This is a genomic window from Myxococcus eversor (assembly GCF_010894455.1).
Taxonomy (GTDB): Bacteria; Myxococcota; Myxococcia; order Myxococcales; family Myxococcaceae; genus Myxococcus; species Myxococcus eversor.
The window spans coordinates 199,703-222,896 of record NZ_JAAIXY010000016.1; the positions used below are offsets into that span (position 1 = coordinate 199,703).

Sequence of the window (23,194 nt, forward strand, 5' to 3'; positions counted from 1 at the left end):
TCGGCGCCAGCGGACTTCTAGCGGAAGCGGAGCCCTCGGTGCAGTGGCTCTTGCACTTCTCCGTCACGCGGCCGTGGCGGGGGGCGCCATCTTCGGCACGGTGGGCCAGTGGACGGGGTTGCGCCGCTCGTCCGCGACCCGACGCGCCAGATAGGGCTCACAGCCCCGGGCCTCGAACGCCTTCTTCCAGGCCGAGAAACTCCCCCCGGCCCGCCAGGCATCCATCGCGGCCAGCCCACCCTCCGGGCCACACTGGGCCAGCATGTACTCCACCCACGCCCACCGCGCGGACGTGGGGCGCACCTCGGCCCGTCCACGCAGGCCCTTGCGCAGCCGCTCCAGCCGGTTCTCGACCTCCTTGATGCCCGCGAAGGGCGCCCCGTCCAGCGGCGTGTTCCGCTTGGCCACGAAAGGCGCCACCCCCAGCGCCACGGGAAGGATGCGAGACAGCTCCGTGGTGAAGCGGATCAGCTCGTCGATGTCCTCGTCCCCTTCGAAGGGGAGCCCCACGACGTTGTACACCTTGAGCTGCTTCATGCCCGCAGTGCGGGCGAACCCCGCCGCCCGGACAATCTGTTCCTCCGAGTGCTTGCGGTCCACCATGTCCCGCATGCGCTGCGAGGCCCCGTCCGCCGCCACCGTCAGGTTCGTCGCCCCACCCCGGCGGAGCTGATCCACCAGCTCCTGCGTCAGGCGATCCGCCCGGAGCGACGACACGCCGACTTCCTTTCCCGCATCCACGAGCGTGCGAAGCAGCTCGACGATGCGGGGATGATCCGTCACCGCCGCCCCCACCAGTCCCACCCGGCGGGCGTGCGCGGGGATCAACGACAGCACGCGCTCCGGAGGGACCGTGCGCATGCCTCCATTCGTCGTCCGGCGCATGACGCAGTAGTGGCAGCCCCGCGAGCACCCCCGCTCCGGCTCGATGAGGAACATCGAGCGCAGCTCGGTGTGGGAGGTGATGATCTGCGTGCGAGCGGGCAGCCGCGAGTCCGTGGCCCGGGCCACGTGGTAGCGCTGCCCTCCCCGCCCTGGCACCCGGAAGCCGGGGATGCGCGCCAGGTGGTCCAGCAGGGCCTCGCGCTCCATGGTGGCCGCCGCGTCCACCAGCACGTGGATGAGGTCCTCCGCCTCGCCCTGGACGAGCACGTCCACGAAGGGCTCCAGCGGATCCGGATTGGAGAAAGTCAGGGGCCCCCCCGCCACCACCAGGGGATGGCCGCCCTCCCGGCGCTCCTCCGCCAGCACGGGCATCCCCGCCAGCTCCAGCATGGTGAACAGGCCGGTCAGCTCCAGCTCATAGGCCACGGAGAACGCCAGCATCGCGAAGCTGGAGACCGAGGCCTGGGACTCCCAGGTGAACAGCGGCGTCCGGGTCTTCTTGAACGCCTCCACGTCGTCCGGGAGGAAGACCCGCTCCGCGGTGGCGCCAGGGTGCTGGTGAATCTCCCGGTAGATGGCCTGGAAGCCCAGCGAGCTCATCCCCACGTGGTAGGGGCTCGGGTAGCAGAGGGCCACGCGGAAGGGAGCCTCTTTGTAGAGAGTGCCCTCTTCGTCGTCCAGCAGCGAGCGGACGTGGTGGATGAGTGAGTAACGGCCCTCCATGTGCCTCCAGACAGAAACAACCCAGACCGACAGGTACAGCCCATCAAACACCGCGGCCCCGTCAGTCCACTCCCTGAGGAGGGCTGCCGGGGCCGCGAGGCGCCACCCGGTAGGTGGCGCTGTTCAGCGATTCACGACTACTTCAGCGAAGGAATGGCCTTCGCGGGGATGCAGTAGCTGAACTGACGACCACCCGACGTTCCCAGCACCGGACCGCACTCCGCGGCGAAGTCCGGGTTCAGCGTCGAACCCTCGCCGCACAGCTCGGCAGGACCCGTCGCGTCACCAGTGGGGAAGCAGGGGATGGCGGGCCACAGCGCGCGGATGGTGTAGTTCGAGGTGCATCCATCACGCGTGTACTTCAACTGACCCGTCAGCTGGGTACCCGGCAGGGACGGCGCCGCGTACACCTGCACATCGCTGAACTGGTAGGTGATGTTCGTGGCGGGGTTGGTTCCAGCCGCCGCCGCGACGACCTTCGCCTCGGTGAAGTTACGCCCCGTGCAGAAGCCCTTGTCGTCCGGCTCCGTGTCGAAGGCGCCCGTGGCCGTCTGGTCCGTCGTGGGACCCGGATCCCGGCTAGCGCGGCTAGCAAGGCCGTTGGGGCGGATGGTGATCTCCGCCTTGCTCAGGTCGTCCGGATCCACGAACTTGTAGACGCCCAGGAGCTCGGCGGGCGGCGCCCTGACTTCACAAGCGCCGGTGCCATCCGTGGGAGTATCGAACGAGTCGTAGATGGCCGCCCAGCTGGTGCTGTCCTGCACGAAGCAGGGAGCCTCGGGCTGGTCGAAGTTGCAACCGGTCAACAGACCGGCGGCGCCAACGAGAACCATCGCAGCATTGAGAATGTTCTTGGTCATGTGACTTGAAATCCCGGTTCCGTGAGTGGCCAGAGACTAGAACGTGTACCGGACGCCAAGACGCATCTGACGCGGCGGCTGGTAGCTGGTCGGGTTCTTGAAGTTGGGGTTGGTGTCGCCGTCGACGGTGCCGAAGGGCTCGTCGCGCTCCTCGCCTTCCTGCCACGTCACGTTGCCCGGAAGGTCGGACGGCTTGCCGTTCGCAATCGGCGCGACGTTGCGCAGGGTATAGGTCTGGTCGACCGTGTTGACGCCCTGGAAGTTGAAGAGGTTGAAGACGTCCAGGGTGACGGAGACGACGCTGTCCTTGCTGACGCGGTAGTTGACGCCAATGTTGGAGTCAATGACGTTCAGCCAGGGCGTACGGCCACCAGCGCCACGGGGAAGGACGAAGGACTCGTCCGGACCGTAGAGCGCGTGCGAACCGAAGTAGTTGATCGGCGTACCGGAGTTGCCGCGGTAGGACAGACCCAGGCTCGCGGACAGCTCGTTGGTGAAGTTGAACTCCTTCGCGCCGAACACCTTGATCTGGTGGGTACGGTCGAACGGGAGCGGACCCGTGCGGTTCGCCAGGAGGCTGACGAGGTCGAAGTCCGACAGGATGTTCGGGTCGAGCTGAGCCGTCTCCGGGCGGAACAGACCGGGGTAGTTACCCTCCAACTTGGACCAGGTGTAGTTCGCCTGGGCCAGCCAGCCGTCCGAGAACGTGCGGTTCAGGTAGACGGTGACGTTGTTGTAGTTGCGCTCCGGCTTCGGGAATTCCTTCGCGAAACCGCTGCCCGGGTTGCCGAGGAAGTACGAGTTGCCGTCATCGCGGCTCATGTCCTCGATGACCATGTTCATGTTGCGGTACGTGTAGCTGGCGCCCACGCGGGTGTTGGCGATGAGCTCGTACTCGCCGCCGACGACGAGTTCGTTGGACGACTGCGGGGAGATGTCCGGGTCGATCGGCTCGTTCTCCACCTTGCCGCCCGTGTAGAGGCGGTTCGGGTTGCGGCTGCTCTCCGGCTGCGCAATCACGTTGGCAGGGTCACGGCACTCCGTCTCCTGGCTCGTGCGGTCAGACGGATCGCAACCCGCCTCACCCGTGCCCGGCTCCGCCATCACGCGGCGGGCGTTGTAGCGACGCTCACCCGGGAAGGCGCGGTCGAGCATGTTCAGCGGAACCTGCTCGTAGTAGCGAGCGAAGTTCACGAAGAACTTGGTGCGGCCGTTGGCGAACGGATCGACGATGGCGCCGATACGGGGCGACCACTGGTTGCCGAGGATGAGGGCCAGCTCGCCGTCACCGCCGTACATCGCCTGCACGTCGTAGCGCACGCCGAGGTTCAGCGTGAGCCGGTTGGCGATGGACCAGGAGTCCTGCAGGAAGCCACCGATGGTGGTGCTGGTGGTCTTCGACTGCTGGGTCAGCTGGGTGATGGGGCTGTCAGGCGACGCCTGGTAGCCGTAGCGACGGTAGTCAGCCAGCGCCGCGCCAGCGTAGGGCGCGCCATTGAGCGTCGCACCCGCGTACGGAGCCGACTCCTGGAAGAACACGCCACCGCCGTACGCCTTGGTCTGGTCGTACGACAGGAACTCCGTGTCGACGCCCGCCTTCAGCACGTGGGTGCCGAGCGCGTTCAGGAGGTAGGTGGCCTTCGCGTTGATCTGGTAGCGATCCAGCTTCGCATCGCTCATGAAGCCAGGGCCGCCGACCGAGTACCCGGTGATCGGGCAACGCTCGATGACTTCCTCTTCCGGGGTGCCCTCGTTCAGGACGAGCGGATCACAAGCGCCCTCCTGGCCGGCGGGCAGGTTCTCGAACTGGGTCAGCCGGCGCGGGTTGACGTAGGTCATGCGGGAGTAGCCCGCGAGACCCTGCGTCGAGCCCAGCTTGCTGCCGTCCGCCGGAAGGGTGGACGCCGTCTGGTGGAACCAGCCGAGGTTCGCGTCGACCAGGACCTTCTTGTCCATGAACGCGCCCGCGTACTTCAGGGCCAGCGACGTGGCGTTCGCGTTGGTCTCCGTGAAGGCGTAGTCGCCCGGACGAGCGGCCAGCGCGCCCGGCAGACCACCGGACTGCGGGTTGATGCTCAGCTTGCCCATGCCACCGGTCGTCGTCGGGGTGCCGTTGAGGGCAACCGAGACGTTGTGGTCCTGGTTGATGAGGTACGTCAGCTTACCCATGTACTGCACGGTCCGGGTGTCAGCGAAGTACTGACGGTCCGAGCCCGCGATGGGGTCGACGACGGTGAAGCCCTCGTCGTTGATCGCCGTCGAGCCGTCCGAGTTCAGCCGGATGGCGTTCAGGGTACGGGTGTGCTGGTAGCGCGTGAACGACGGCGCGAAACCGGCGAAGAACCACAGCTTGTCCTTGAGGATCGGACCACCGAGGGTGGCGCCGAAGTCGCCCAGGTTCTTCAGCTCGTTGAGGCCACTGATGACAGTGCCCTCTTCCTGGATCAGCTTGCGGTTACCTTCGAAGGTGCCCGGCGTCAGGTTCGCGAACACGGAGCCGTGGAACTCGTTGGAGCCGGACCGGGTGACCGCGTTGATGACACCGCCCGTGGAGCGACCGAACTCCGGCAGATAACCACCGGTGATGATGTTCACGTCCTGCACGAACTCGATGCTCATCGGGCTGGCGTTCACGCCGTAGGCGGGGTCGTTCGTGGACAGACCGTCCACCACGTACCCGTTCTCAGGCGAGGTCGCGCCGTTGATGGACACACCGTACTGGTCGTTCTGGGCGCCAGGCGCCAGCTCGGCCAGGGACTCGAAGGAGCGAGCCGCTCCTCCCTTGCCACCCGGGCGGGCCACGGCGATGCGCTTGATGAACTCCTGATCCACGTTGACGCCCGTGGTCGTGGAGCCCACGTCGATGGTCGGCGGCGCGCCGACGATCTCCACCACTTCACCGAGGGACTCGGGGAGCAGCTCGACGTTGACGCGGATGGTGCGGTTCAGACGCAGCTGGACGTCAGAACGCGCGTACGGCTTGAACTGCTCCTTCTCGAACCGCAGGGTGTAAACACCAGGCGGCAGCTGGGGAATACGGTAGTTGCCCTGAGCGTCGGTGACCACGGTCTGCTCACCCTGAAGGTTGGGCGAGGTCGCGGTGACAACAACGTCAGGAACAGGCTGCCGGCTTTGAGCGTCGATGACAGTACCGATCATCGTGCTCGACTGCGCGAAAGCCGCCGATCCATAAAGCAGACCTGCGGCCAGGACAACTCCGGTTTCCCGGAGCACTCGGTTAAAGTGCATACCAGACCCCTCCAAGGTGGGCTGCAACCGAAAATGACTGGGGAAAATATCCGAGGTCTATCAGTTGTCAATAGACCGTTGCTTTTTGGTAACCAGTGGGGCAATTGCGCGATCACGTCAGTTACCCTTGACCGTGCTTGCTTGAACCCGGAACGCGTTTCTGTATGGTAGCGCGCCCTTTCAGCCGGGCGGGGCGTGGTGGGTGTCCACTGGTGATGAGGAGTCTAGTACATGTTTGATTCAGTCCTTGACCGCGGTCAGGCGCCCAGAGCGCGGTTCGGCGTGGGGACCACCATCTCCGTGATCCTGCACGTCGCGTTGTTCGGCGTGGCCTACTTCCTGTCGACACGGGAACCGGTCGAGGAGGAGAAGGAGATCGAGGTGACGCTGAAGGCCACCATGGCCCCGCCTCCTCCTCCCCCGCCGCCTCCTCCTCCGGCGGCGAGCACCAAGCCGAAGACGACCCCCAAGAAGCCCAAGAAGCCCGACACCATCGTCCAGCCCAAGGAGATCCCGAAAGAGGTCCCCAAGGAGGCCGAGCCGGCCGAAGAGCCGGAAGAGGCTCCCGAGGAGGCCAGCGAGGAGCAGGTCGAGGGCGGTGTCGAGGGTGGTGTCGCCGGCGGTGTGGTGGGCGGCGTCGTGGGTGGCGTGATCGGCGGCGTCGTGGGTGGGCAGTTGGGCGGGACGGGGACGGAAGTGCTGCCGTTCGGTGCGGGCATGACCCGTCCGGAGAAGCTTTCCGGCCCCAGCCCGGAGTACACGCGGGAGGCGCTCGAGTCCCGCGTGCAGGGCACGATGATCGTCAAGTGCGTCATCACCATCGAGGGCCGGGTGGAGCGCTGCCGAGTCATCAAGCCCCTGCCCCACATGGAACAGGCCGTCATGGACGCCCTGGCCTCGTCACGCTACAAGCCGGTCACGTTCCAAGGCCGTCCGGTCCAGGTGGACTACACCTTCACCCTGAATCTGAAGTTGCCGCGCTGATCCGGGCGCGCCGTAGAGAAAGCAGCACCGCTGACCACCCCGCGCTCGTGAGGAGGAGCGCTTAATCAAGCCATGCAATTCACTCTCATCGATATTTGGCACCACACGGGCACCTTCGCCCGTATGATCATCTTCACCCTGGCCATCATGTCGGTGGCGTCCCTGGTCGTGATGGCGGAGCGGATGATCGTCTTCCGCAAGACCCGGTCCGACAGCCGCAACTTCGCCGCCAAGATGGGTGCCATCCTGGCGAAGGGCGACCTGACCACCGCGGCGAACACGAACCTGGGCAAGGACGTGGGTCACCTGGGTCGGGTGATCAACTCCGGCCTCACGGCGTACCGCATCAGCCCCAACAACAAGGACATCGCGGTGGAGTCGGTGGCGCGGGCGCTGGAGCGTCAGGCGCAGCGCGAGGTGCAGAGCATGAAGCGCGGTCTGGGCCTGCTGGCCACGGTCGGCTCCACGGCTCCGTTCGTCGGTCTGCTCGGCACGACGATGGGTATCGTCAACGCCTTCCAGCTGATGGCGGCGGCGGGCTCCGGCGGTCTGGGCACCATCTCGGCCGGTATCGCCGAGGCGCTCATCACCACGGCCTTCGGTCTGTTGGTCGCCATCCCCGCGGTGATGGCGTACAACTTCCTGCAGGGTTGGGTGGACGCTCGTTCGGTGGACATCTCCGAGTCCTCCAACGAGTTCCTCGACGTGGTCGCCCGCCACATGGGCGGCGGCGCGCACTCCTCGCACGCGGCCTGATTGGCAGTCACCGGCGAGCCCGGGGACGACCCGAGGCCCGCCTCCCGACGTGAACGCGGCCCCTGAAGTCGAAGGGGCCAGCGACGCCACCCGGGACGGCGGGCTTCCACCACCTGGAAGCAGGTTAAACGCATGGGAATGTCAGCTGGCCCCAAGGGGGGCATCAAGAGCGAGATCAACGTCACGCCCCTGGTGGACGTGGTGTTGGTGCTCCTCATCATCTTCATGGTCGTCACCCCCATGCTCCAGCGCGGCAAGTCCGTGGAGCTGCCGAAGGCCACCGAAATCGAGAAGGAGAAGGGGAAGGACTCAGACCCTCTCTACGTCTCCATCACTCCGGACAAGAAGGTGTTCCTGGAGAATGACCAGGTGGACGAGCAGGCACTCCAGGACCGACTGGCGGAGGAGCTGGCGAAGGACCCGGGCAAGAAGATCCTGCTCAAGGGTGACAACACGGTGAACGTGGGCGACGTGCGCAGGGTGCTGGACGTGGCCCGCAAGGCCAAGGCCAAGCAGATCGCGCTCGGCGTCGAGGAGAAGAAGTAATGGCCGGGCACAAGCAGCGTCAGTGGGTGAAGCCGCAAACGCCGCCCAACTCGGAGATCAACGTCACGCCGCTGGTGGACGTGGTGTTGGTGCTCCTCATCATCTTCATGGTCGTCACGCCCCTCCTGGAGAAGGACATCCTGGTGCGCGTGCCGGACACCGAGGTGGAGAACGAACCGCCGCCGGACCCTGATGCCCAGCAGTTGGTGGTCCTGCTGGACAAGGATGGTGGCTACTCCATCAACACGGAGAAGGTCCCCACCGCCGACTACGTTCCGCGGCTCAAGCGGATGCTCGCGGCGAAGAAGGCGGACGACAAGGTCGTGTTCTTCATGGCGGACGACGCGACCAACTACGGCCGCCTCATCCTGGCCATGGATGGCGCGAAGGGCGCTGGCGCGAAGGTCCTCGCCATGGCGACCGAGCTGCCGTCGAACGCCGTCATCCAGGGCACGCAGGTGGACACCGGCACTCCGGCGCCCGCCCCGACGCCGACTCCCTGAAAACCTCCGCCCGGGGCCCTACGCTCCGGGTTGGAGTCGCGGTTCACAATCAGAAGCTCGTCGGCTAGAGTTCACTCCTCATGGCTGACGAGCTTCTCGTCTTTGAACAGACCATCGAAGCCCTCTTCCTGCGCGCACTGCACGGGCGGTTGACACCCGCTTGCAAGAATCGCCTGCGCCAGGCGGGGCTCGACGTGGACCAGAAGCTTCGTCCCGCCTACGCCTTCCCGTCGTGGATGGCCTTCCTGCGAATCGCCGCGGAAGAGCTCTTTCCCCAGGAAGCCATCGGCCCCGGCACGTGGAAGCTCGGCGAGGCCTATATCGAGGGCTTCCGCGAGACGATGCTGGGTCGCGCGGTGCTGTCGCTGCTGCGGGTGCTGGGGCCTCGCCGGACGCTCATGCGGGCCACGCAGAACTTCCGGGCGGGCAACAACTACACCGAGTCGAAGCTGGTGGAGGTGACGCCCACCCAGTTCGAGCTGTGGATGAACGAGGTGGGTGACTACCCGGACTTCACCGCCGGCATCATCCACGCGGGGCTGCGGGTGGCCGGCGCTCAGGACGTGAAGGTGGAGGCGTCCGGCTACGACGGCCACGCCTGCACCTACCGCATCAGCTGGAAGGAGGCCTCGGTCTCCTCGGGCGTCGCGGGCAGCGGGGACTCCAAGGCCGCCATGAGGTCGGGGTCCATCAGCTCCCTGTAGATGAACTCGGCGATGAGGCCGGTCACCATCCAGATGGGGAGGATGTAGAGCGACGTCATCTCCCAGAAGATGGCGCCCGCGTCCGCGTAGTACCAGATGCGGTAGCCGGTGAGCCGCTCCAGCATCACCCCGCTGAAGCCCTCGAAGAGCAGGATGCCGACGCCGTAGACGGCGGCTCGGAGGCTGGCGTGCTGGTAGAGCATCCAGCGGTAGACGGGCTCCACGAAGAAGAAGCACGCGACGCCGTAGATGAGGAACATCCACAGCGAGCACTGGCCATAGGCCGTGATTGCGGGCGCGTCCCAGATGGCGTTGAGGGCGAGCCGGTCATCCACCCGCCACTGGAACTGGAACAGCGCCCCGAGGACAGGCACGTCCCGCGCGATGCGCACCAGGTTGTAGAAGAAGATCTCCGAGCTGATGCCCACCATGCCGTAGAGGCAGAAGCGGAACATCGCGAAGGCCACCTTCATCCGCTGGCCCCGCTTCATATCGGCCCGACGGATGCGGACCGGACGCCGCCGTTGAATGACCTGCGACCCCATGCGCGTCATCTCCCCCTGCGTTCCCCAGATACCCGCCAAGGTACCCAAGACGCACCCGCCCTGGCTAGACCCTCTGCACTAATCCAATGTTTCTGGAATCGTGACGCAGGGGCCCTTGGGACGGGTATCCGCCACGGGAGATTGGGTCGACTCGGGCTTCACGTCGGGAGGACGCCGGTACGGGGGTTGCTCCGCGAAGGAGCCGGCGTCTGGGGAAGGGCGGGACATGCTGGCGAGGGTGCGGTCGGGGGCGTTGATGGGAATCGACGCGGTGGTGGTGGAGTGCGAGGTCGACATGGCGCTCGGGCTCCCCTACTTCAACGTGGTGGGGCTGCCAGAGGGCGCGGTGCGGGAGTCGAAGGTGCGTGTCGTCTCCGCGCTGAAGAACACGGGCTTCGAGCTGCCGCAGAAGCGCATCACCGTGAACCTGGCGCCCGCGGACTTGAGAAAGGACGGTGTGGCCTTCGAGCTGCCCATCGCCCTGGGGGTGCTGGCCGCGGCGAAGCTGCTCGAAGACGAGCCCCTGGCGAGATACCTCTTCGGGGGAGAGCTGTCCCTGGACGGCTCGCTCAAGCGAATCAAAGGCGTGCTGCCGCTCGCGGTGGCGGCGAGGGACAGGGGCTTCGAGGGCGTCATGGTGCCGGCGGCCAACGCGGCCGAAGCCTCGCTCGTTGAGGGCCTGACCGTCATTCCGGTGACGAGCCTGCGCGAAGCGGTGGACCATCTCACGGGCACCCACGTCATCACGCCATACCGCCGTGAAGGCGCTTCGGTGACGGCGACCCGGGGGCGGCCCGAGCCCGACATGGCGGACGTGCGCGGACAACCCGAGCTCAAGCTGGCGCTGGAGCTGGCGGCGGCCGGTGGCCACAACGTGTTGATGTGCGGACCTCCGGGCTCCGGCAAGACGATGCTCGCGCGGCGCCTGCCCAGCATCCTTCCGGCGATGACCTTCACCGAGGCGCTCGAGGTGACGAAGGTCTATTCGGTGCTGGGCCTGCTCGGCGAGGGGCACGCGCTGGTGAGGGAGCGGCCCTTCCGCGCTCCGCACCACACCCTCTCCGACGCGGGTCTCGTGGGCGGAGGGCCCATGGCGCGTCCTGGAGAGCTCTCGCTCGCGCACCACGGCGTACTCTTCCTGGATGAGCTGCCAGAGTTCCGGCGCAATGTGTTGGAGGTGCTGCGCCAGCCGCTGGAAGAAGGAATCATCCACCTCGCGCGGGCGAACCAGAACGTCAGCTATCCCTGTCAGGTGATGCTGGTGGCGGCGATGAACCCCTGCCCCTGCGGCTACTTCAACGTGCCGGGCCACACCTGCACCTGTCCCGAGCATCGGGTGTTCGACTACCACGCGCGAGTCAGCGGCCCACTGCTGGACCGCGTCGACATCACGCTGCAGACACGTCCCGTGGAGTACCACCACCTAGCGCGCGCGGAGCCGAGAGAGAGTACGAGCCGCCACCATCGGGAGCGCGTGGAGGCCGCGCGCCAACGCCAGCGGGAGCGCTATCACGACGAGCCCGGCGTGCACTGCAACGCCCAGCTTCCCTCTCACCTGCTGCGGCGCCACTGCATCCTGAGTCCGCGAGCAGAGAGGATGCTCGAGCTGGCGGTGCGTCACCATGGCTTGTCGGCACGCGCGCATGACCGGCTGCTGAAGCTGGCCCTGACTCGCGCGGACCTGGAAGGACATGGGCGCATCGAGGACGTGGACATGCAGCTCGCCATCGACTGCAGGGCGTTGGACCGCCGCGGATGGCTGCACGCCAACACCCACGGCGGCGGTGCCTCGCACGCCCGCTCCGGAGCCCGAGGGCCGTGGATGCCTTCCGGCCCCCGTCCACCCGAGCATCCGGAGTAACGCGCGGAAGGTCAGTGCGTGGAAGGAGGAGGCGCCGCTCCTCGCGAGGACGATGCGACAGCCGTCACGACCTCCCCATCCCCCACCAGTATCTGCTCACCACGAGCCATCGGGAGGCGGAGCTGGTCCAGGCGAGGCGTGGGGCCGGTGATGATGCGGGCCGACTTGCTGAACGTCAGATACGAGTAGGCCCAGTCGAGCATCACCGCCAGCTTGCTGCGGAAGCCGATGAGGAACATCAGGTGGATGAGGAGCCAGGCCGACCAGGCGAGGAAGCCCGACTGCTTGAAGCGACGGAAGGCGATGCCCACCGCGTGGCCGCGGCCAATCACCGCGTAGGAGCCACGGTCCCAATACTTGAATGGCACCATCGGCTGCCCTCGCAGCCGGCGGAGGATGTTCTGGGCCGCGTGCTTGCCTTCCTGCATCGCCACGGGTGCGAGCCCCGGCACCGGCGTGCCATCCGCCTGCATGAGCGAGGCGAGGTCTCCCACCACGAAGACCTCTTCGTGCCCCGGCACCGTCAGCTCGGGCGTCACGTTCACCCGGCCCGCGCGGTCCAGTGGCACCCCTAGCGAGCGGGCCACGGGCGAGGCGGCGACACCGGCGGCCCAGATGACGGTGCGGGCCGCGATGTGCTCCGTGCCGATGTAGACACCCGACTCGTCGATGTTCGTCACCCGGGCGCCCGTGCGGACTTCCACGCCCAGCTTCTCCAACGTGCGCCGGGCCTTGTCGGCGAGGTCGTCGGGATAGGCGGGCAGGACCTTGCCCAACCCCTCGATGAGGATGATGCGCGCGTCGCGCGTGTCGATGTTCTTGAAGTCTCCTGGCAAGGAGCTCCGACTTATCTCCGCCAACGAGCCCGCCATCTCCACGCCCGTGGGCCCGGCTCCGATGATGACGAAGTTGAGCAGCGCCCGGCGGATGGTCGCGTCCGTCTCCCGCTCGGCCATCTCGTAGGCCAAGAGGACGCGGCGCCGAATCTCCACCGCATCCTCGATGGACTTGAGGCCCGGGGCGAAACGCGCCCAGTGGTCATTGCCGAAGTACGAATGCGTCGCGCCAGTGGCGACGACGAGGAAGTCGTAGTTCAGCTCACCGTCCGACAGCAGCACCCGCTTGCTCGCGGTGTCCACTCCCGTCACGTCCGCCAGCACCACCGCCACGCCCTTGGGGCCCAGGAGCGAGCGCAGGGGCGCGGCGATTTCACTGGGGCTCAGCGTCGCCGTGGCCACCTGGTAGAGCAACGGCTGGAAGAGATGATGGTTGTGCCGGTCCACCAGCGTGATTCGAACGGGGGCCTTGAGAAGCTGTTGCGCGGCACGGAGCCCGGCGAACCCTCCGCCGAGGATGACCACATGGGGCAGGTCTTCGCGTTGGGTTTTCACGAGAAGAAGGTCATGCCGCCCCCTCCAAACTTCAACGCAAAGCGCCGTGTAGCCGGCAGGCAGACAGGCGCTCCCATGCCGCGCGTGGAAGTCGAAATGATGCCGCTCATGAATTCGAGCTGAGCAGCCTGCTCGGACCGCGAGCCCGCAGCGCGCACCCTCCACCATCCGGGACACCCCGCCGCTCACGCGGACGCATCGCCGCAGGTGAGTGAGAGGAGAACACACCCCGGCATGCGTGTTGCTCAATCCCACATCGATGCGCTCGTCACCTCCATATGGAGGACACGGAGCGCAGCACAGACACCAGGACAGGGCGGCGAGGGAGTCGATGAGCAAGCTGACGGAGAAGCTGAAGGCAGTGGCGGCGGCGGTGGCGTCCATCGAGAAGCAGTTCGGACGGGGCTCGGTGATGACGCTGGGAGCTGACGCGCACGAGCAGAAGGTCGCGGTGATTCCCTCGGGCTCGGTGGGGTTGGACCGAGCGCTCGGCGTGGGTGGCTATCCCCGAGGGAGGGTGGTGGAGGTGTTCGGCAATGAGTCGTCGGGAAAGACGACGCTCACGCTGCATGCGATTGCCCAGGTCCAGGCGGCGGGAGGCGTGGCGGCCTTCATCGACGCCGAGCACGCACTCGACATCCACTACGCGCGCAAGCTGGGGGTTCGCGTGGAGGAGTTGTTGGTGTCCCAGCCGGACACCGGAGAGCAGGCGCTGGAAATCACCGAGCAGCTCGTGCGCTCGGGAGCCGTGGACCTCATCGTCGTGGACTCGGTGGCGGCGCTGGTGCCCCGCGCGGAAATCGAAGGAGAGATGGGGGACGCGCACATGGGCGTGCAGGCGCGACTGATGAGCCAGGCGCTGCGCAAGCTCACGGGCGCGGTGAGCCGCTCGGGCACGTGCATCGTCTTCATCAATCAGATTCGCATGAAGATTGGGGTGATGTTCGGCAACCCGGAGACGACCACCGGTGGCAATGCGCTGAAGTTCTACTCCTCGGTCCGGTTGGAGATTCGCCGCACGGGGAACCTCAAGGACGGGGATGCGGTGGTCGGTTCGAGGGCCCGGGTGAAGGTGGTGAAGAACAAGCTGGCTCCTCCCTTCCAGGAAGCGGAGTTCGACCTGCTGTACGGCAGTGGCATCCACCGCACGGCCGAGGTGCTCGACCTGGGTGTGACCGCGGGACTCATCGACAAGGCGGGCAGCCACTTCAGCCTGCGGGGAGAGCGCATCGGCCAGGGGCGGGAGCGCGCGGTGGAGTGGCTGCGCGAGCACCCCGACGCGATGGAGACGCTGGCCCGGGAGCTGGCGGGTACACCGCCCCTCCCCTGCCCCACCGCGCCCGTCGAGGCAGCGGCCTAGCCGGCCAGCTCATCCAGGGAGAGGGCCACGGGATAGCGCCGCTCACCCGCGCGGAGCAGGAGCCCTCCCTCGGGAGCCGCCTCCAGCAACTGGCCCAGTTGGTACTGCGCGTCTCGGGAGAAGCGGGCCTTGGCCCTCCCCTGCTTCACTCGACACGAGAGGACCCCATCCGGCTCGACGGCCAGGGTGGGGAGGTCCAGCACGTCGGCGGTGCGGTCACTCAGCCGGATGGACACGCGCTCGTCCGGCGTGACGTCCACGGTCCGCACCTCGTACGCGGCATCCGCCACCTCCACGAAACACCAGTCATTGCCGATGCGGAGCTGGTAGCGGCCCGTGTCGTCCAGGATGAGGGACGCGTTGAAGAGCTCGATGATTTTCGGATGTTCGATGGGCTCGTCGTCGTGCCACCAGCGCAGGCGGGCATCGAGGCGGATGCCGCTGTCCTCGCGGGTGTGCCAGCGCTTGCCGGCAGGAGGCTGTCCGGTGGGAGGTTGCATGGCCTCTTTCTATCTGCGCGCGGAGCCCGGGGGATTCAAGCCCTCGGGTTCCGATGGCCTACCAGTTCCGGACAAGCTCCGTGTAGCCCCGGAAGGCCACGGCGCCCCAGAAGTTCACCAGCACGCCCAGCGCCACCGTGCCCAGCACCACGCGCTGACGCAGGGACCAGCCGCCAATGGCGAAGAGCAGCAACAGATAGGGCGTGTAGTCCAGGCTGAAACGGAAGCCGAACTGCATGTAACCGGTGTTCTGGTAGAAGAGCCCCGGCAGCGCGCACACGGCCACGGTGAGCCACAGCGGCCAGTGCAGCCGGGGCTTCAGCTTCGGAATCAGCAGGAAGACGAGCAGCGGCAACGTCAGCAACAGCGTGAGCCCTCGCGGGTCATAGCCGAGCTTGAGCGGCGTCAGCGACAGCGACGGCCACTTGAGGAAGGCGGCCTCCAGGTTGCGGCCCAGGTATTGCCAGTGGAAGAGGCCCCACCGGTCGATGTCCACGTTGACGCGGTTGTTGAAGAGGAAGGCGTGGCCAAACTCGCTCAACCGGCCGAAGCGATACACGTTGTAGCCAGCGGCCAGCAGCCCCAGGGGCGCGGCACCCAGCGCGAACAAGCCGAGCTTCCGCGCCGCGGGCTTCCAATTAAGTCCCAGGGCCTTGAGCTGCTCCAGGCGCGGCTCCGGGCCCGGACACAGCGCCTCCAGCACGAAGAAGAGACCCGCGAAGAACAGCGGCGTGCGCGTGAGCGTCGCCATGGAGAAGAACACCCCAGCCAGCACGGGCCGGTGGGCGCGCAGGGCGTTGCGCACGTAGAGGCAGGTGAGGGCCACGCCCATGACCTCGGCGCTGAACCACACCTCGCCCCGAATGGCGCAGTAGAAGAACAACGTGCCGAAGGCGAGCGTGAGCGCGAGCACGACGTTCTCATCGCGGGTGCGCGCCGTCTCGCCCTCCTTCGCCAGGAAGCGCAGCAGCGAATAGAAGAGCGCCACCGCCAACGCGCCGACGATGACGCCGAACGACGTGTCGTTGAACTGGTAGCCGTGCAGCGCGACGAAGGGCAGCATCGCCACTGCGGGGAAGGACGGGAAGCTCACGAACCAGCGGTCATCCGGAAGAGGCCGGCCCTCACAACGGACCTTCTCGCCACCGACCCGACGCACACAGGCCCAGTCCTCCAGGTTGGGAAGCACCTGGGGGTCCACGTCCAGCCGCCCCTCCAACCACGACTGGGCCTGATAGATGAAGTGCGGCGCCGCGCTCTGTCGCAGGAAGCGCTGGGAGCTGAAGCTCGAGAGCACCAGGAAGGCCACCACGAACAGCAACACCTCCACGCGGTAGGCGGCGAACCACACGCGAAGGATGGCGCCGGGCGCGCTCACCTGCCGCGCGGGCGCGTTCGGAGTGGGCGGGGCGTTGGACTCCGGAGGCGACTCGGCAGCGGGGGTGACCGACACCTCGGGGACTGGAGCCGTGACGCCGGGCTCGGGAGTGGAGGGCTCGGGGCGCTTGGACTTGGAGCGGCTCATGGGTGGGCGGCGGCGGACAGCAGGTGCTGCCGCAGCATCTCCAGCGTGTGGGAGGCAGCGAAGAGGCGCACGCGCTCTCGGTCTCCGGAAAAGGACATGCGCTCACACCGCGTCGCCAGGTCCGGGCCCGCGAGCGCGCAGTACACCGTGCCCACCGGGTCCTCGGCGGTTCCTCCTCCGGGCCCCGCATACCCCGTCACCGACAGGCCATACGTGGTGCCACAGGCGGCACGCACTCCTTCGGCCATCGCGATGGCCGTCTGGGAGGACACGGCGGAATGACGCTCGAGCACCTCGGGTGGAACCCCCACCCATGCGGACTTCATCTTCTCCGAATAGACCACCGCGCCCCCGACGAAGACGGTGCTGGCTCCCGCCACCGCCGTGAGCCGCTGGGCGATGAGGCCCCCCGTGCAGCTCTCCGCCGTCGCCAGCGTGGCACCCGCCCGGCCCAACATGCCCAGCAGCACCGGCGCATACTCCTCCGCATCCGCGCCGAAGACTCGCGCGCCCAGCACCCGTCGGCACTCGACCTCGGCGGCCGCCAGCGCCGCGTCGGCCTCGGCCTGCGAGGGGGCCTCCGCCATCAACTTGAGGTGGTTCTCCGGGGCGTGCGTGCGGAAGCCGAACACCACCCGGGGATGGCTCGGAGCCAGGGGCGCGACGGCGAGGTCCAGCTCCGACTCGGGAAGCCCCACCGTGCGCAGCAGGCGGAAGGAACGGAACACGCGGCCGGGGCTCGCCTCCAGCTCCGCCTGGATGCGCGGCAGGACCTCGCCCTCCAGCAGGGCACGGTACTCGCGTGGCACACCGGGCAGGAAGAACAGGCGACAGCGCCCCAGGGTGAGGACGACGAGCGGCGCGGAGCCCGCCGGGTTGCGCACCGGCTCGGAGCCCCGGGGGATGCGGGCCATGCGCAGAGCGCTCGGGTTGATAGGGAGGCCGCGAGCCGCGTAGCGCTCTTGCAGCCACCCGAGCACCCTCGCGTCTTCCTCGAGCGGTACGCCCGCGGCGGCGGCGGCGCACTCCAGGGTGAAGTCGTCCGCCGTGGGCCCCAGACCGCCGGAGACCACCACCACTTCGGCCCGGGACGACGCCTCCAGCAACGCCTGGGTGATGTCGGGACGGACGTCGCCCACCAACACCACCCGCTCCACCTTGATGCCCAGGTCGAAGAGCCGGGCTTCCAGCCAGGTGCTGTTCGTATCCGTGATGAGGCCGGTGACCAGCTCGTCACCAGTGCACAGCAGCTCGACGCGCATGGGCCGCGCATCCTAGCGGCAGCCGCCGGCCACGGCACGGACGGAAGCGCCTCCGTGGCTCGCTCACCCGCCAGGGCCCCGGCCGAACGACAGTCTCCCCGCTGCCTGGGCCTGGCGCCCCTTCCGTCAGGAAGAGCACGGCTCACGCGAAGACGCGAGGTGGGCAGAGGGGCGGAGGAGCCGGTTCAGCCCCTCTCGCATCGGTCAGAGGAAGGCGGGCCCGTCGTTGCCAGGGCCGGTGCCGTCGTCCTCGGCCTCTTCGTCGTCATCCTCGTCGTCGATGACGGTCGCCACGGCGGCGGAGCCAGCCGCCACCTTGCGCGCCGCCAGATGCGTGCGCACCTGCACCGCGGACTCCACCAACCCGAGCGCGAGGTACGCACCACAGAAGGCCACGAGCAGCCACGCGGGATGGTACTGCGTCGCGATGGCCACGCCGCCCACCACCATCAGCGTGAACACGGCCGCGCTCTTCCGGCTGGGGTGGGTGTCCTTGAAGGTGCGGTAGCGCACCGTCGACACCATCAGCAGCGAGAGACCGACCACCGCCACCGCCACGGGGACGTAGGCCGCCTCATGCAGCGGCGCGCCTCGCGAGGCCGCGTGGTGGGAGATGATGACCGAGACGAGCATGCCCGCGGCCAGCGGAATCGGCAGACCCACGAAGAAGCGCCCACCACCGCCGTGGGGATTGCGCGCCGCCAGCACGTTGAAGCGCGCCAACCGCAGCGCGCCACAGGCGGCGAACGCGAACGAGATGAACAGCCCCGCGAAGCCCAGCGGCGCCAACGCCCACTTGTAGACCAACAGCGCCGGAGCCGCTCCGAACGAGACGACGTCCGCGAGACTGTCGAGCTGCACACCGAAGTCGCTCTGCGTCTTCGTCAACCGGGCAACGCGACCGTCGACCCCGTCGAAGAACATCGCGAAGAAGATGGCCAGTGCGGCCTGATACAGCTGGACAGGCCCTGCTTCACCCGTGCACAGCGTGATGGCATAGAAGCCACAGAAGATGGACGTGACAGTGAAGAGGTTCGGCAGCACGAACATCAATTTCCGTAACTTCATCGCTCCCTCGAATTCCTCTGATGCCCGTGAGTTCCTGGCAACAGGACGGCGGGTGAACGAACCTTAGCAGGGTTTTATTCGAGGCACCGTCAGACCAAGGGGTCGGCAAGGAGGACAAGATGGGAGACTGGCGGTGGGTCGTGTGGGTGCTGGTCGCCAGCCTCATCGTCGTTCTGGGCAATGTCCTGTGGGTGGCGCTGGTCCGACGGTGGTACCGGCTCAAGACTCCGCTGCCCCAGGCCTTCAAGGCGAGGTGCGCGGATGGGTGGGAGCTGGCGGTCCATGCCCGGCGCGCGCCCGTGAGGCGCTTCGAGGAGCCGGTGCTGCTGTGCCATGGACTGGCCGCCAACCGGTACACGTTCGACTTCGAGCCTCCCTATTCCGTCGCCCACTACCTGGCCGAGGCGGGCTTCGACTGCTTCAGCGTCGAGTGGCGAGGCACGGGGCACTCGCGCATGCCCCCCCGGGGACGTCGGTACACGGACTTCACCATCGATGACCACATCCTCCAGGACGGCCCCGCACTGCTGGAGCTGGCCCTGAAGGAGACGGGGGCGAAGCGGGCCTTCTGGCTTGGCCATTCACTGGGAGGGCTGGTGGGGTATGGCCTGGCGCAGGGTCCTGAAGGAGCGAAGCTGGCGGGACTGCTCACGCTCGGCGCGCCCGTGCACTTCAAGTCGGAGCCCTTCCTGCGCACGCTCATCTCACTGGGTGTCCGCGCGGCGTGGCCCGCACGCTTCCGGCAGGAGTGGATGAGCGCCAGCCTGGCGCCGTTCCTCGGGTACGTGACACTCCCGCTGTCGGACCTCGTGGTGAACCCCCAGCACATCCCTCCGCGCATCCAGCGGCAGGTCTACGCGAACATGATGTCGTCGATGAGTCGCAAGGTGCTGCTCCAGTTCCAGGACTGGATTGAGCACGATGCGTTCCGCTCGTTCGACCGCACCCGCGACTGGCGCGCCGGCATCTCCCGCCTCCAGCTCCCCATCCTCGTCATGGGCGGGAGCGCGGACCGGCTGGCCACCGCGGAGAATGTGGAGAGCCAGTTCGCCCTCGTCACCGCCGAGGACCGCACGCTGCACGTGTTCGGCAAGGACCGGGGCGATGCGCTGGACTACGGGCACGGCGACCTCGTGTTCGGCAGCGGTGCGCCAAAGGAGGTCTATCCCATCATCCGTGAGTGGCTGGAGAAGCACGCGACGCCCCTGGAGTCCGCAGCCCCCGCGCCTCCACCTCCTCCGTAGTCAGCGCGGAGCGGGGCCCGGCTCGGCGAATCGCTCCACGCACGCGGCCTCTTCGCCTCGCCTGTCCTCCGCGCGGATGCGGCCCAGGCGCACCCGGGTGACTCCCGTGCACTCGGCCCAGAGCAAGCCCTGTCGGCTTCCCCGAGCGTGGAGCGCGTCCACTCGCAGGTCGCCTTCGCCCATCGCGGCCAATACCGTCTCCCCGCTGTCTCGCGCTTCCACTCCCGTGGCATCCAGCGTCGCGAGCGTGTCCACCATCAGCGCCGCCTGTCCGCAACGCTCCAGCTCCGCATCTCGCAGGAGCACTCGCGCGTTCTGCGCCGCGAGGACACAGACCCCCGTGGTGTGTCGAATCACCACGCCCTCCACGTCCGCGCGAACCTGACGCAGGTGCAGCCCGTCGCCCGTGACTCCGTCCGCCGAGCGCACGCCCACCACGGTTGCATCCCTGAGCCTCAAGCTTCCGCCGACCGCCACCACGCCGTACTCGGCGGCGCCCTCCACATGGAGTCGCCGCACGTCCACGTCCGAGGTCGTGAGCTGAAGCGCGCCGTGGCTGCCACTGCCGCGCACCACGATGTCCTCCAGCAGGACACCTCGCGAAGCGACCACGCCCAGTCCCGCCCGCTCCGCGCCCACGGAGAGCAGGCCATGGACTTCGAGCCGCGCACGCATCGCGGAGACCGCGAGCTCGTGCCCCAGCACTCGCACGTCCCGCATCACCAGATTGCCTTCCACCACCGAGAACGCCGCGCCTCGGCCCCCTTCCGCTCCGGCGCGGCGAACCTCCGCGTGCCCCCCATCCATCCCCACCGCTGTCACCGGACCCGAGAAGCGCAGGTCCTCGAGCAGGGCCTGGGACTCGGCGCCTCGGAGTCGTACCGCTCGACGAAACGGCCCCGTGAAGGACGTTCCTCGCAGCCAGGTGCTTCTGGGCGGTGATGGGGATGGCGCGTCTTCGGGCGCCTCGAGCAGGACTCCCACGGTCTCGGAAACGGAGGCCTCGAAGCGCGCGTCCACGGCCTCGAACCTTCCGGAGTTGACCCGCACCGCGCCCTGGCGCTGGCCGCTGAAGCCCACCTTCTCCACGGAGACCCGCACACTCCCCGCCACCTCCAGGCCCCAGGTTCCTCCCCTGACCTCCAGGTTCCGAAGGAGCACTCCGTCCACCCCTGGGTTCCCGGGTGACCCACCTGTAGGTCCGGCGGCCCGCAGGACCGTGCCCTCGGGCCCTTCCACCAGGAGGACCGTGGCGGGTCCCTCGCCCTCCAACCGGACGTCCGCTGGCAGTGTAAAGGGCCCTCGGTACTCCCCCGCCGCCAGGTGCACCGTCAGCGGCCCCGGCCGGGCCAGCGCCTCCGCCAAGGACCTCAAGGGCCGCTCGCGAGCTCCGTCCCCCGGCCGCCACCACGCCGCGTCCACCCATACCTCGGCGCGGATCCCCCCCCGACCCTGGGGGGAACTCGCGGCACCAGAGGGCCCCGGGCCCCGGCAGCCGCCCAGCAGCAGGATCATCAACGTTGGAAACGTTCGGAAGCGCACGCAGGCGGAAACCCTAGTCCATTCCCGCCCACCCCGGCCCATGCGCGATCAGCAACACACGCCAAGTGATCGAAATCCCAAAGACTTTCTTCCAATCGCGATCAACCCAATTGTTTTCGCCGTGATGATTCCACACGGTGTGTCGGTGTCTCGGGCGCGGATTTCTCCCTCTGTCTACGCCCGGTGTTTCATCGAGCCAACTTTTCGTCCGGAGGCCGATTTTCCGGCCTCGGAACGCGGTCAGCATTGACAGGGAAAAGAGCGATTTGTTACCACCGGTTGGCTTACGCGCAATCAAGGCCAGACAACGCAGGACGGAGGGGCGTAATGACCAAGGCAGAGCTCGTCGAGGTGGTGGCGGCGCAGACACGTCTCACCAAGAAGTCGGCGGCGCAGATCCTCGACATCGTCTTCACCAACATCGGCAAGGCGGTGAAGAAGGACGCGCGATTCAGCTACCCGGGCTTCGGAACCTGGTCGGTGCGCTCCCGCAAGGCGCGCAAGATTCGCAACCCGCAGACGAACGAGATGATGAAGCTGAAGGCCTCGAAGACCATTGGCTTCCGTCCGGCCAAGGAGCTGAAGAACTCGCTGTAAGTCGCTGACGCCACCCCGGTTCATGCCGTGGCGTCCCAGGGACTCGCGATGGACCGGGCACTCCCCTCAGGGGCGCTACCTCAGCCGGTGGCGCCCCTGATGCGTTGCGGGCTTGCTCACCTCACGAGCCCGCACCACCCCGCGCCATGGGCGGCGCCTTCAGATGCTCGTCACCCTCGTCGCCGAGCGCGTCCAGGGGGTCCATCACCTCTCCGTCCCGCCACAGCTCGAAGTGGAGATGCACGCCCGTGGCCAGTCCCGTCTCTCCGGCCAGCCCCACCGCGTGGCCCTGCTCCAGGATTTCCCCCGGCTCCACCAGCACCCGTGACAGGTGGCTGTAGCGCGTCACCCAGCGCCCATCGTGCTGCACCTCCACCTGGAGGCCGTGGTCGCCGTTCCAGCCCGCACGCAACACCACGCCCTTCGTCGCCGTGTAGACAACCTGGCCCTGCTTCGCCGCCAGGTCCACGCCCAGGTGTCGCCGCTGCTCGCCCAGGATGGGGTGCCAGCGCTGGCCGAAGACGCTGGTGATGGTCACCGGATCCACCGGCCAGGCCAGTCGGGGCAGCCCGTTGACCTCCTCCGGGTGCTCCAGGCGCCTCAGCTCCGCCATGCGGACGGCGAGCCGGCCCACTCGCAACACCACGGCCTCCGCCAGGGCTCCGGGCATGTCGCCATAGGTCCGGCCGTCCTGCTCCAGTTCGGCCTCCAGGACGCCTCGGGCTCGCTCCACATCGCGGGAGTCCGTGCGCTCCAAGGCGCGCTCCAGGAAGGCATCCAGCATGCCGTTCATCGACTCCCAGCTCTCCACCTGTCCCAATGGCATGGGCCCGCCCCTCGACACCTTCCGGCGGTTCGCGCGGGCCCGCTCCTTGAAAGAGGCCAGGGCATCTTGCAGCTCCATGGAGGGCTCGGGCGCGGCCAGGCGCACACGGCCTCGGGGCGCATCGGAGGTGCTCTCTGGGACGGCGGGCGAGGAGGCCTCGGCAGGAGGACGCTCCGCGGTGCTGTAGACCTCATCGAAGCTCATCTTCTGCTCCAACCGGGAGGTGGAGCAGGCACAGACGCTGACGAGGGCGAGGAGGGGGA

The 23,194-nt window shown here is 67.6% G+C and carries 20 protein-coding genes; 9 read left to right on the forward strand and 11 right to left on the reverse strand.

The features are described 5' to 3' along the window. Positions 1-63 precede the first annotated feature (63 nt). From G4D83_RS29610 to G4D83_RS29620, 3 genes are all read right to left on the reverse strand, one after another. Complete coding sequence (locus tag G4D83_RS29610; protein WP_163868206.1) at positions 64-1,608, reverse strand: radical SAM protein; 1,545 nt, start codon at positions 1,606-1,608, stop codon at positions 64-66. Positions 1,609-1,745: 137 nt separating this feature from the next. Continuing rightward, positions 1,746-2,468 (reverse strand): hypothetical protein, encoded by a 723-nt coding sequence (locus G4D83_RS29615; protein ID WP_163868207.1) that lies wholly within the window; start codon positions 2,466-2,468, stop codon positions 1,746-1,748. A gap of 36 nt (positions 2,469-2,504) precedes the next feature. Further along, a complete protein-coding gene (locus tag G4D83_RS29620; RefSeq protein WP_163868208.1) occupies positions 2,505-5,717 on the reverse strand; it encodes a TonB-dependent receptor in 3,213 nt (1,070 codons plus the stop codon). Positions 5,718-5,948: 231 nt separating this feature from the next. Between G4D83_RS29620 and G4D83_RS29625 the strand changes: the two genes are divergently transcribed. The 5 genes from G4D83_RS29625 to G4D83_RS29645 all read left to right on the forward strand — a co-directional run bounded on the left by G4D83_RS29625 (position 5,949) and on the right by G4D83_RS29645 (position 9,210). Beyond that, on the forward strand, positions 5,949-6,701 hold the full coding sequence (locus tag G4D83_RS29625) for an energy transducer TonB (protein WP_163868209.1): 753 nt from the start codon (positions 5,949-5,951) through the stop codon (positions 6,699-6,701). 72 nt (positions 6,702-6,773) lie between these two features. Continuing rightward, on the forward strand, positions 6,774-7,457 hold the full coding sequence (locus G4D83_RS29630; protein WP_141647756.1) for a MotA/TolQ/ExbB proton channel family protein: 684 nt from the start codon (positions 6,774-6,776) through the stop codon (positions 7,455-7,457). 132 nt (positions 7,458-7,589) lie between these two features. Continuing rightward, positions 7,590-8,003 (forward strand): ExbD/TolR family protein, encoded by a 414-nt coding sequence (locus tag G4D83_RS29635; RefSeq protein ID WP_163868210.1) that lies wholly within the window; start codon positions 7,590-7,592, stop codon positions 8,001-8,003. After that, positions 8,003-8,506, forward strand: a complete 504-nt coding sequence (locus G4D83_RS29640) for an ExbD/TolR family protein (RefSeq protein ID WP_163868211.1) — start codon at positions 8,003-8,005, stop codon at positions 8,504-8,506. Before G4D83_RS29635 ends, G4D83_RS29640 begins: the two co-directional genes overlap by 1 nt. A gap of 80 nt (positions 8,507-8,586) precedes the next feature. Next, the gene (locus G4D83_RS29645) at positions 8,587-9,210 is read left to right on the forward strand and encodes a DUF2378 family protein (RefSeq protein WP_163868212.1); all 624 of its coding nucleotides are present in this window, start codon (positions 8,587-8,589) and stop codon (positions 9,208-9,210) included. Here G4D83_RS29645 and G4D83_RS29650 read toward each other — a convergent pair. Then, a complete protein-coding gene (locus tag G4D83_RS29650; protein WP_163868213.1) occupies positions 9,111-9,755 on the reverse strand; it encodes a hypothetical protein in 645 nt (214 codons plus the stop codon). The two genes, G4D83_RS29645 and G4D83_RS29650, sit on opposite strands and share 100 nt — an antisense overlap. Positions 9,756-9,981: 226 nt before the next feature. Between G4D83_RS29650 and G4D83_RS29655 the strand changes: the two genes are divergently transcribed. Further along, positions 9,982-11,616: a YifB family Mg chelatase-like AAA ATPase gene (locus G4D83_RS29655; RefSeq protein ID WP_163868214.1), complete on the forward strand. Its 1,635-nt coding sequence runs from the start codon at positions 9,982-9,984 to the stop codon at positions 11,614-11,616. Positions 11,617-11,627: 11 nt separating this feature from the next. Here the strand turns inward: G4D83_RS29655 and G4D83_RS29660 are convergent, their stop codons facing one another. After that, positions 11,628-13,007 carry an NAD(P)/FAD-dependent oxidoreductase gene (locus G4D83_RS29660; RefSeq protein WP_240356733.1) on the reverse strand — a complete coding sequence of 460 codons (1,380 nt, stop codon included), beginning with the start codon at positions 13,005-13,007 and terminating at the stop codon, positions 11,628-11,630. Positions 13,008-13,338: 331 nt separating this feature from the next. On the opposite strand from G4D83_RS29660, the gene recA reads away from it, so the two are divergent. After that, positions 13,339-14,367 (forward strand): recombinase RecA, encoded by a 1,029-nt coding sequence (gene recA / locus G4D83_RS29665; RefSeq protein WP_163868215.1) that lies wholly within the window; start codon positions 13,339-13,341, stop codon positions 14,365-14,367. On the opposite strand, the gene G4D83_RS29670 is transcribed toward recA, so the two are convergent. The 4 genes from G4D83_RS29670 to pssA all read right to left on the reverse strand — a co-directional run bounded on the left by G4D83_RS29670 (position 14,364) and on the right by pssA (position 18,722). Then, on the reverse strand, positions 14,364-14,867 hold the full coding sequence (locus tag G4D83_RS29670) for a DUF1285 domain-containing protein (RefSeq protein ID WP_163868216.1): 504 nt from the start codon (positions 14,865-14,867) through the stop codon (positions 14,364-14,366). The genes recA and G4D83_RS29670 overlap by 4 nt on opposite strands. A gap of 58 nt (positions 14,868-14,925) precedes the next feature. Next, positions 14,926-16,392, reverse strand: coding sequence for a hypothetical protein (locus tag G4D83_RS29675; RefSeq protein WP_163868217.1), 1,467 nt, complete (start codon positions 16,390-16,392; stop codon positions 14,926-14,928). Continuing rightward, entirely contained in the window at positions 16,389-17,654 is a 1,266-nt protein-coding gene (locus G4D83_RS29680) for a CinA family nicotinamide mononucleotide deamidase-related protein (protein ID WP_163868218.1), read from the reverse strand. The genes G4D83_RS29675 and G4D83_RS29680 overlap by 4 nt, the downstream gene beginning before the upstream one ends. Before the next feature lie 204 nt (positions 17,655-17,858). Then, a complete protein-coding gene (gene pssA / locus G4D83_RS29685) occupies positions 17,859-18,722 on the reverse strand; it encodes a CDP-diacylglycerol--serine O-phosphatidyltransferase (RefSeq protein ID WP_163868219.1) in 864 nt (287 codons plus the stop codon). A gap of 119 nt (positions 18,723-18,841) precedes the next feature. Here pssA and G4D83_RS29690 point away from each other — a divergent pair, with 119 nt between their 5' ends. Further along, positions 18,842-19,966 (forward strand): alpha/beta fold hydrolase, encoded by a 1,125-nt coding sequence (locus G4D83_RS29690; protein ID WP_163868220.1) that lies wholly within the window; start codon positions 18,842-18,844, stop codon positions 19,964-19,966. On the opposite strand, the gene G4D83_RS29695 is transcribed toward G4D83_RS29690, so the two are convergent. Then, positions 19,967-21,340, reverse strand: coding sequence for a right-handed parallel beta-helix repeat-containing protein (locus G4D83_RS29695; RefSeq protein WP_240356735.1), 1,374 nt, complete (start codon positions 21,338-21,340; stop codon positions 19,967-19,969). A gap of 495 nt (positions 21,341-21,835) precedes the next feature. On the opposite strand from G4D83_RS29695, the gene G4D83_RS29700 reads away from it, so the two are divergent. Further along, the gene (locus G4D83_RS29700) at positions 21,836-22,105 is read left to right on the forward strand and encodes an HU family DNA-binding protein (RefSeq protein ID WP_002635502.1); all 270 of its coding nucleotides are present in this window, start codon (positions 21,836-21,838) and stop codon (positions 22,103-22,105) included. A 121-nt stretch (positions 22,106-22,226) separates the two neighbouring features. Here G4D83_RS29700 and G4D83_RS29705 read toward each other — a convergent pair whose 3' ends face one another. Continuing rightward, positions 22,227-23,135 (reverse strand): M23 family metallopeptidase, encoded by a 909-nt coding sequence (locus G4D83_RS29705; protein WP_420826663.1) that lies wholly within the window; start codon positions 23,133-23,135, stop codon positions 22,227-22,229. Positions 23,136-23,194: the final 59 nt, after the last annotated feature.

Excerpts from the sequence above, each read along its gene's own strand:
- G4D83_RS29610 (WP_163868206.1), bottom strand. The coding sequence starts at position 1,608 with ATGGAGGGCCGTTACTCACTCATCCACCACGTCCGCTCGCTGCTGGAC.
- G4D83_RS29615 (WP_163868207.1), bottom strand. The coding sequence starts at position 2,468 with ATGACCAAGAACATTCTCAATGCTGCGATGGTTCTCGTTGGCGCCGCC.
- G4D83_RS29620 (WP_163868208.1), bottom strand. The coding sequence starts at position 5,717 with ATGCACTTTAACCGAGTGCTCCGGGAAACCGGAGTTGTCCTGGCCGCA.
- G4D83_RS29625 (WP_163868209.1), top strand. The coding sequence starts at position 5,949 with ATGTTTGATTCAGTCCTTGACCGCGGTCAGGCGCCCAGAGCGCGGTTC.
- G4D83_RS29630 (WP_141647756.1), top strand. The coding sequence starts at position 6,774 with ATGCAATTCACTCTCATCGATATTTGGCACCACACGGGCACCTTCGCC.
- G4D83_RS29635 (WP_163868210.1), top strand. The coding sequence starts at position 7,590 with ATGGGAATGTCAGCTGGCCCCAAGGGGGGCATCAAGAGCGAGATCAAC.
- G4D83_RS29640 (WP_163868211.1), top strand. The coding sequence starts at position 8,003 with ATGGCCGGGCACAAGCAGCGTCAGTGGGTGAAGCCGCAAACGCCGCCC.
- G4D83_RS29645 (WP_163868212.1), top strand. The coding sequence starts at position 8,587 with ATGGCTGACGAGCTTCTCGTCTTTGAACAGACCATCGAAGCCCTCTTC.
- G4D83_RS29650 (WP_163868213.1), bottom strand. The coding sequence starts at position 9,755 with ATGGGGTCGCAGGTCATTCAACGGCGGCGTCCGGTCCGCATCCGTCGG.
- G4D83_RS29655 (WP_163868214.1), top strand. The coding sequence starts at position 9,982 with ATGCTGGCGAGGGTGCGGTCGGGGGCGTTGATGGGAATCGACGCGGTG.
- recA (WP_163868215.1), top strand. The coding sequence starts at position 13,339 with ATGAGCAAGCTGACGGAGAAGCTGAAGGCAGTGGCGGCGGCGGTGGCG.
- G4D83_RS29670 (WP_163868216.1), bottom strand. The coding sequence starts at position 14,867 with ATGCAACCTCCCACCGGACAGCCTCCTGCCGGCAAGCGCTGGCACACC.
- G4D83_RS29675 (WP_163868217.1), bottom strand. The coding sequence starts at position 16,392 with ATGAGCCGCTCCAAGTCCAAGCGCCCCGAGCCCTCCACTCCCGAGCCC.
- G4D83_RS29680 (WP_163868218.1), bottom strand. The coding sequence starts at position 17,654 with ATGCGCGTCGAGCTGCTGTGCACTGGTGACGAGCTGGTCACCGGCCTC.
- pssA (WP_163868219.1), bottom strand. The coding sequence starts at position 18,722 with ATGAAGTTACGGAAATTGATGTTCGTGCTGCCGAACCTCTTCACTGTC.
- G4D83_RS29690 (WP_163868220.1), top strand. The coding sequence starts at position 18,842 with ATGGGAGACTGGCGGTGGGTCGTGTGGGTGCTGGTCGCCAGCCTCATC.
- G4D83_RS29700 (WP_002635502.1), top strand. The coding sequence starts at position 21,836 with ATGACCAAGGCAGAGCTCGTCGAGGTGGTGGCGGCGCAGACACGTCTC.
- G4D83_RS29705 (WP_420826663.1), bottom strand. The coding sequence starts at position 23,135 with ATGAGCTTCGATGAGGTCTACAGCACCGCGGAGCGTCCTCCTGCCGAG.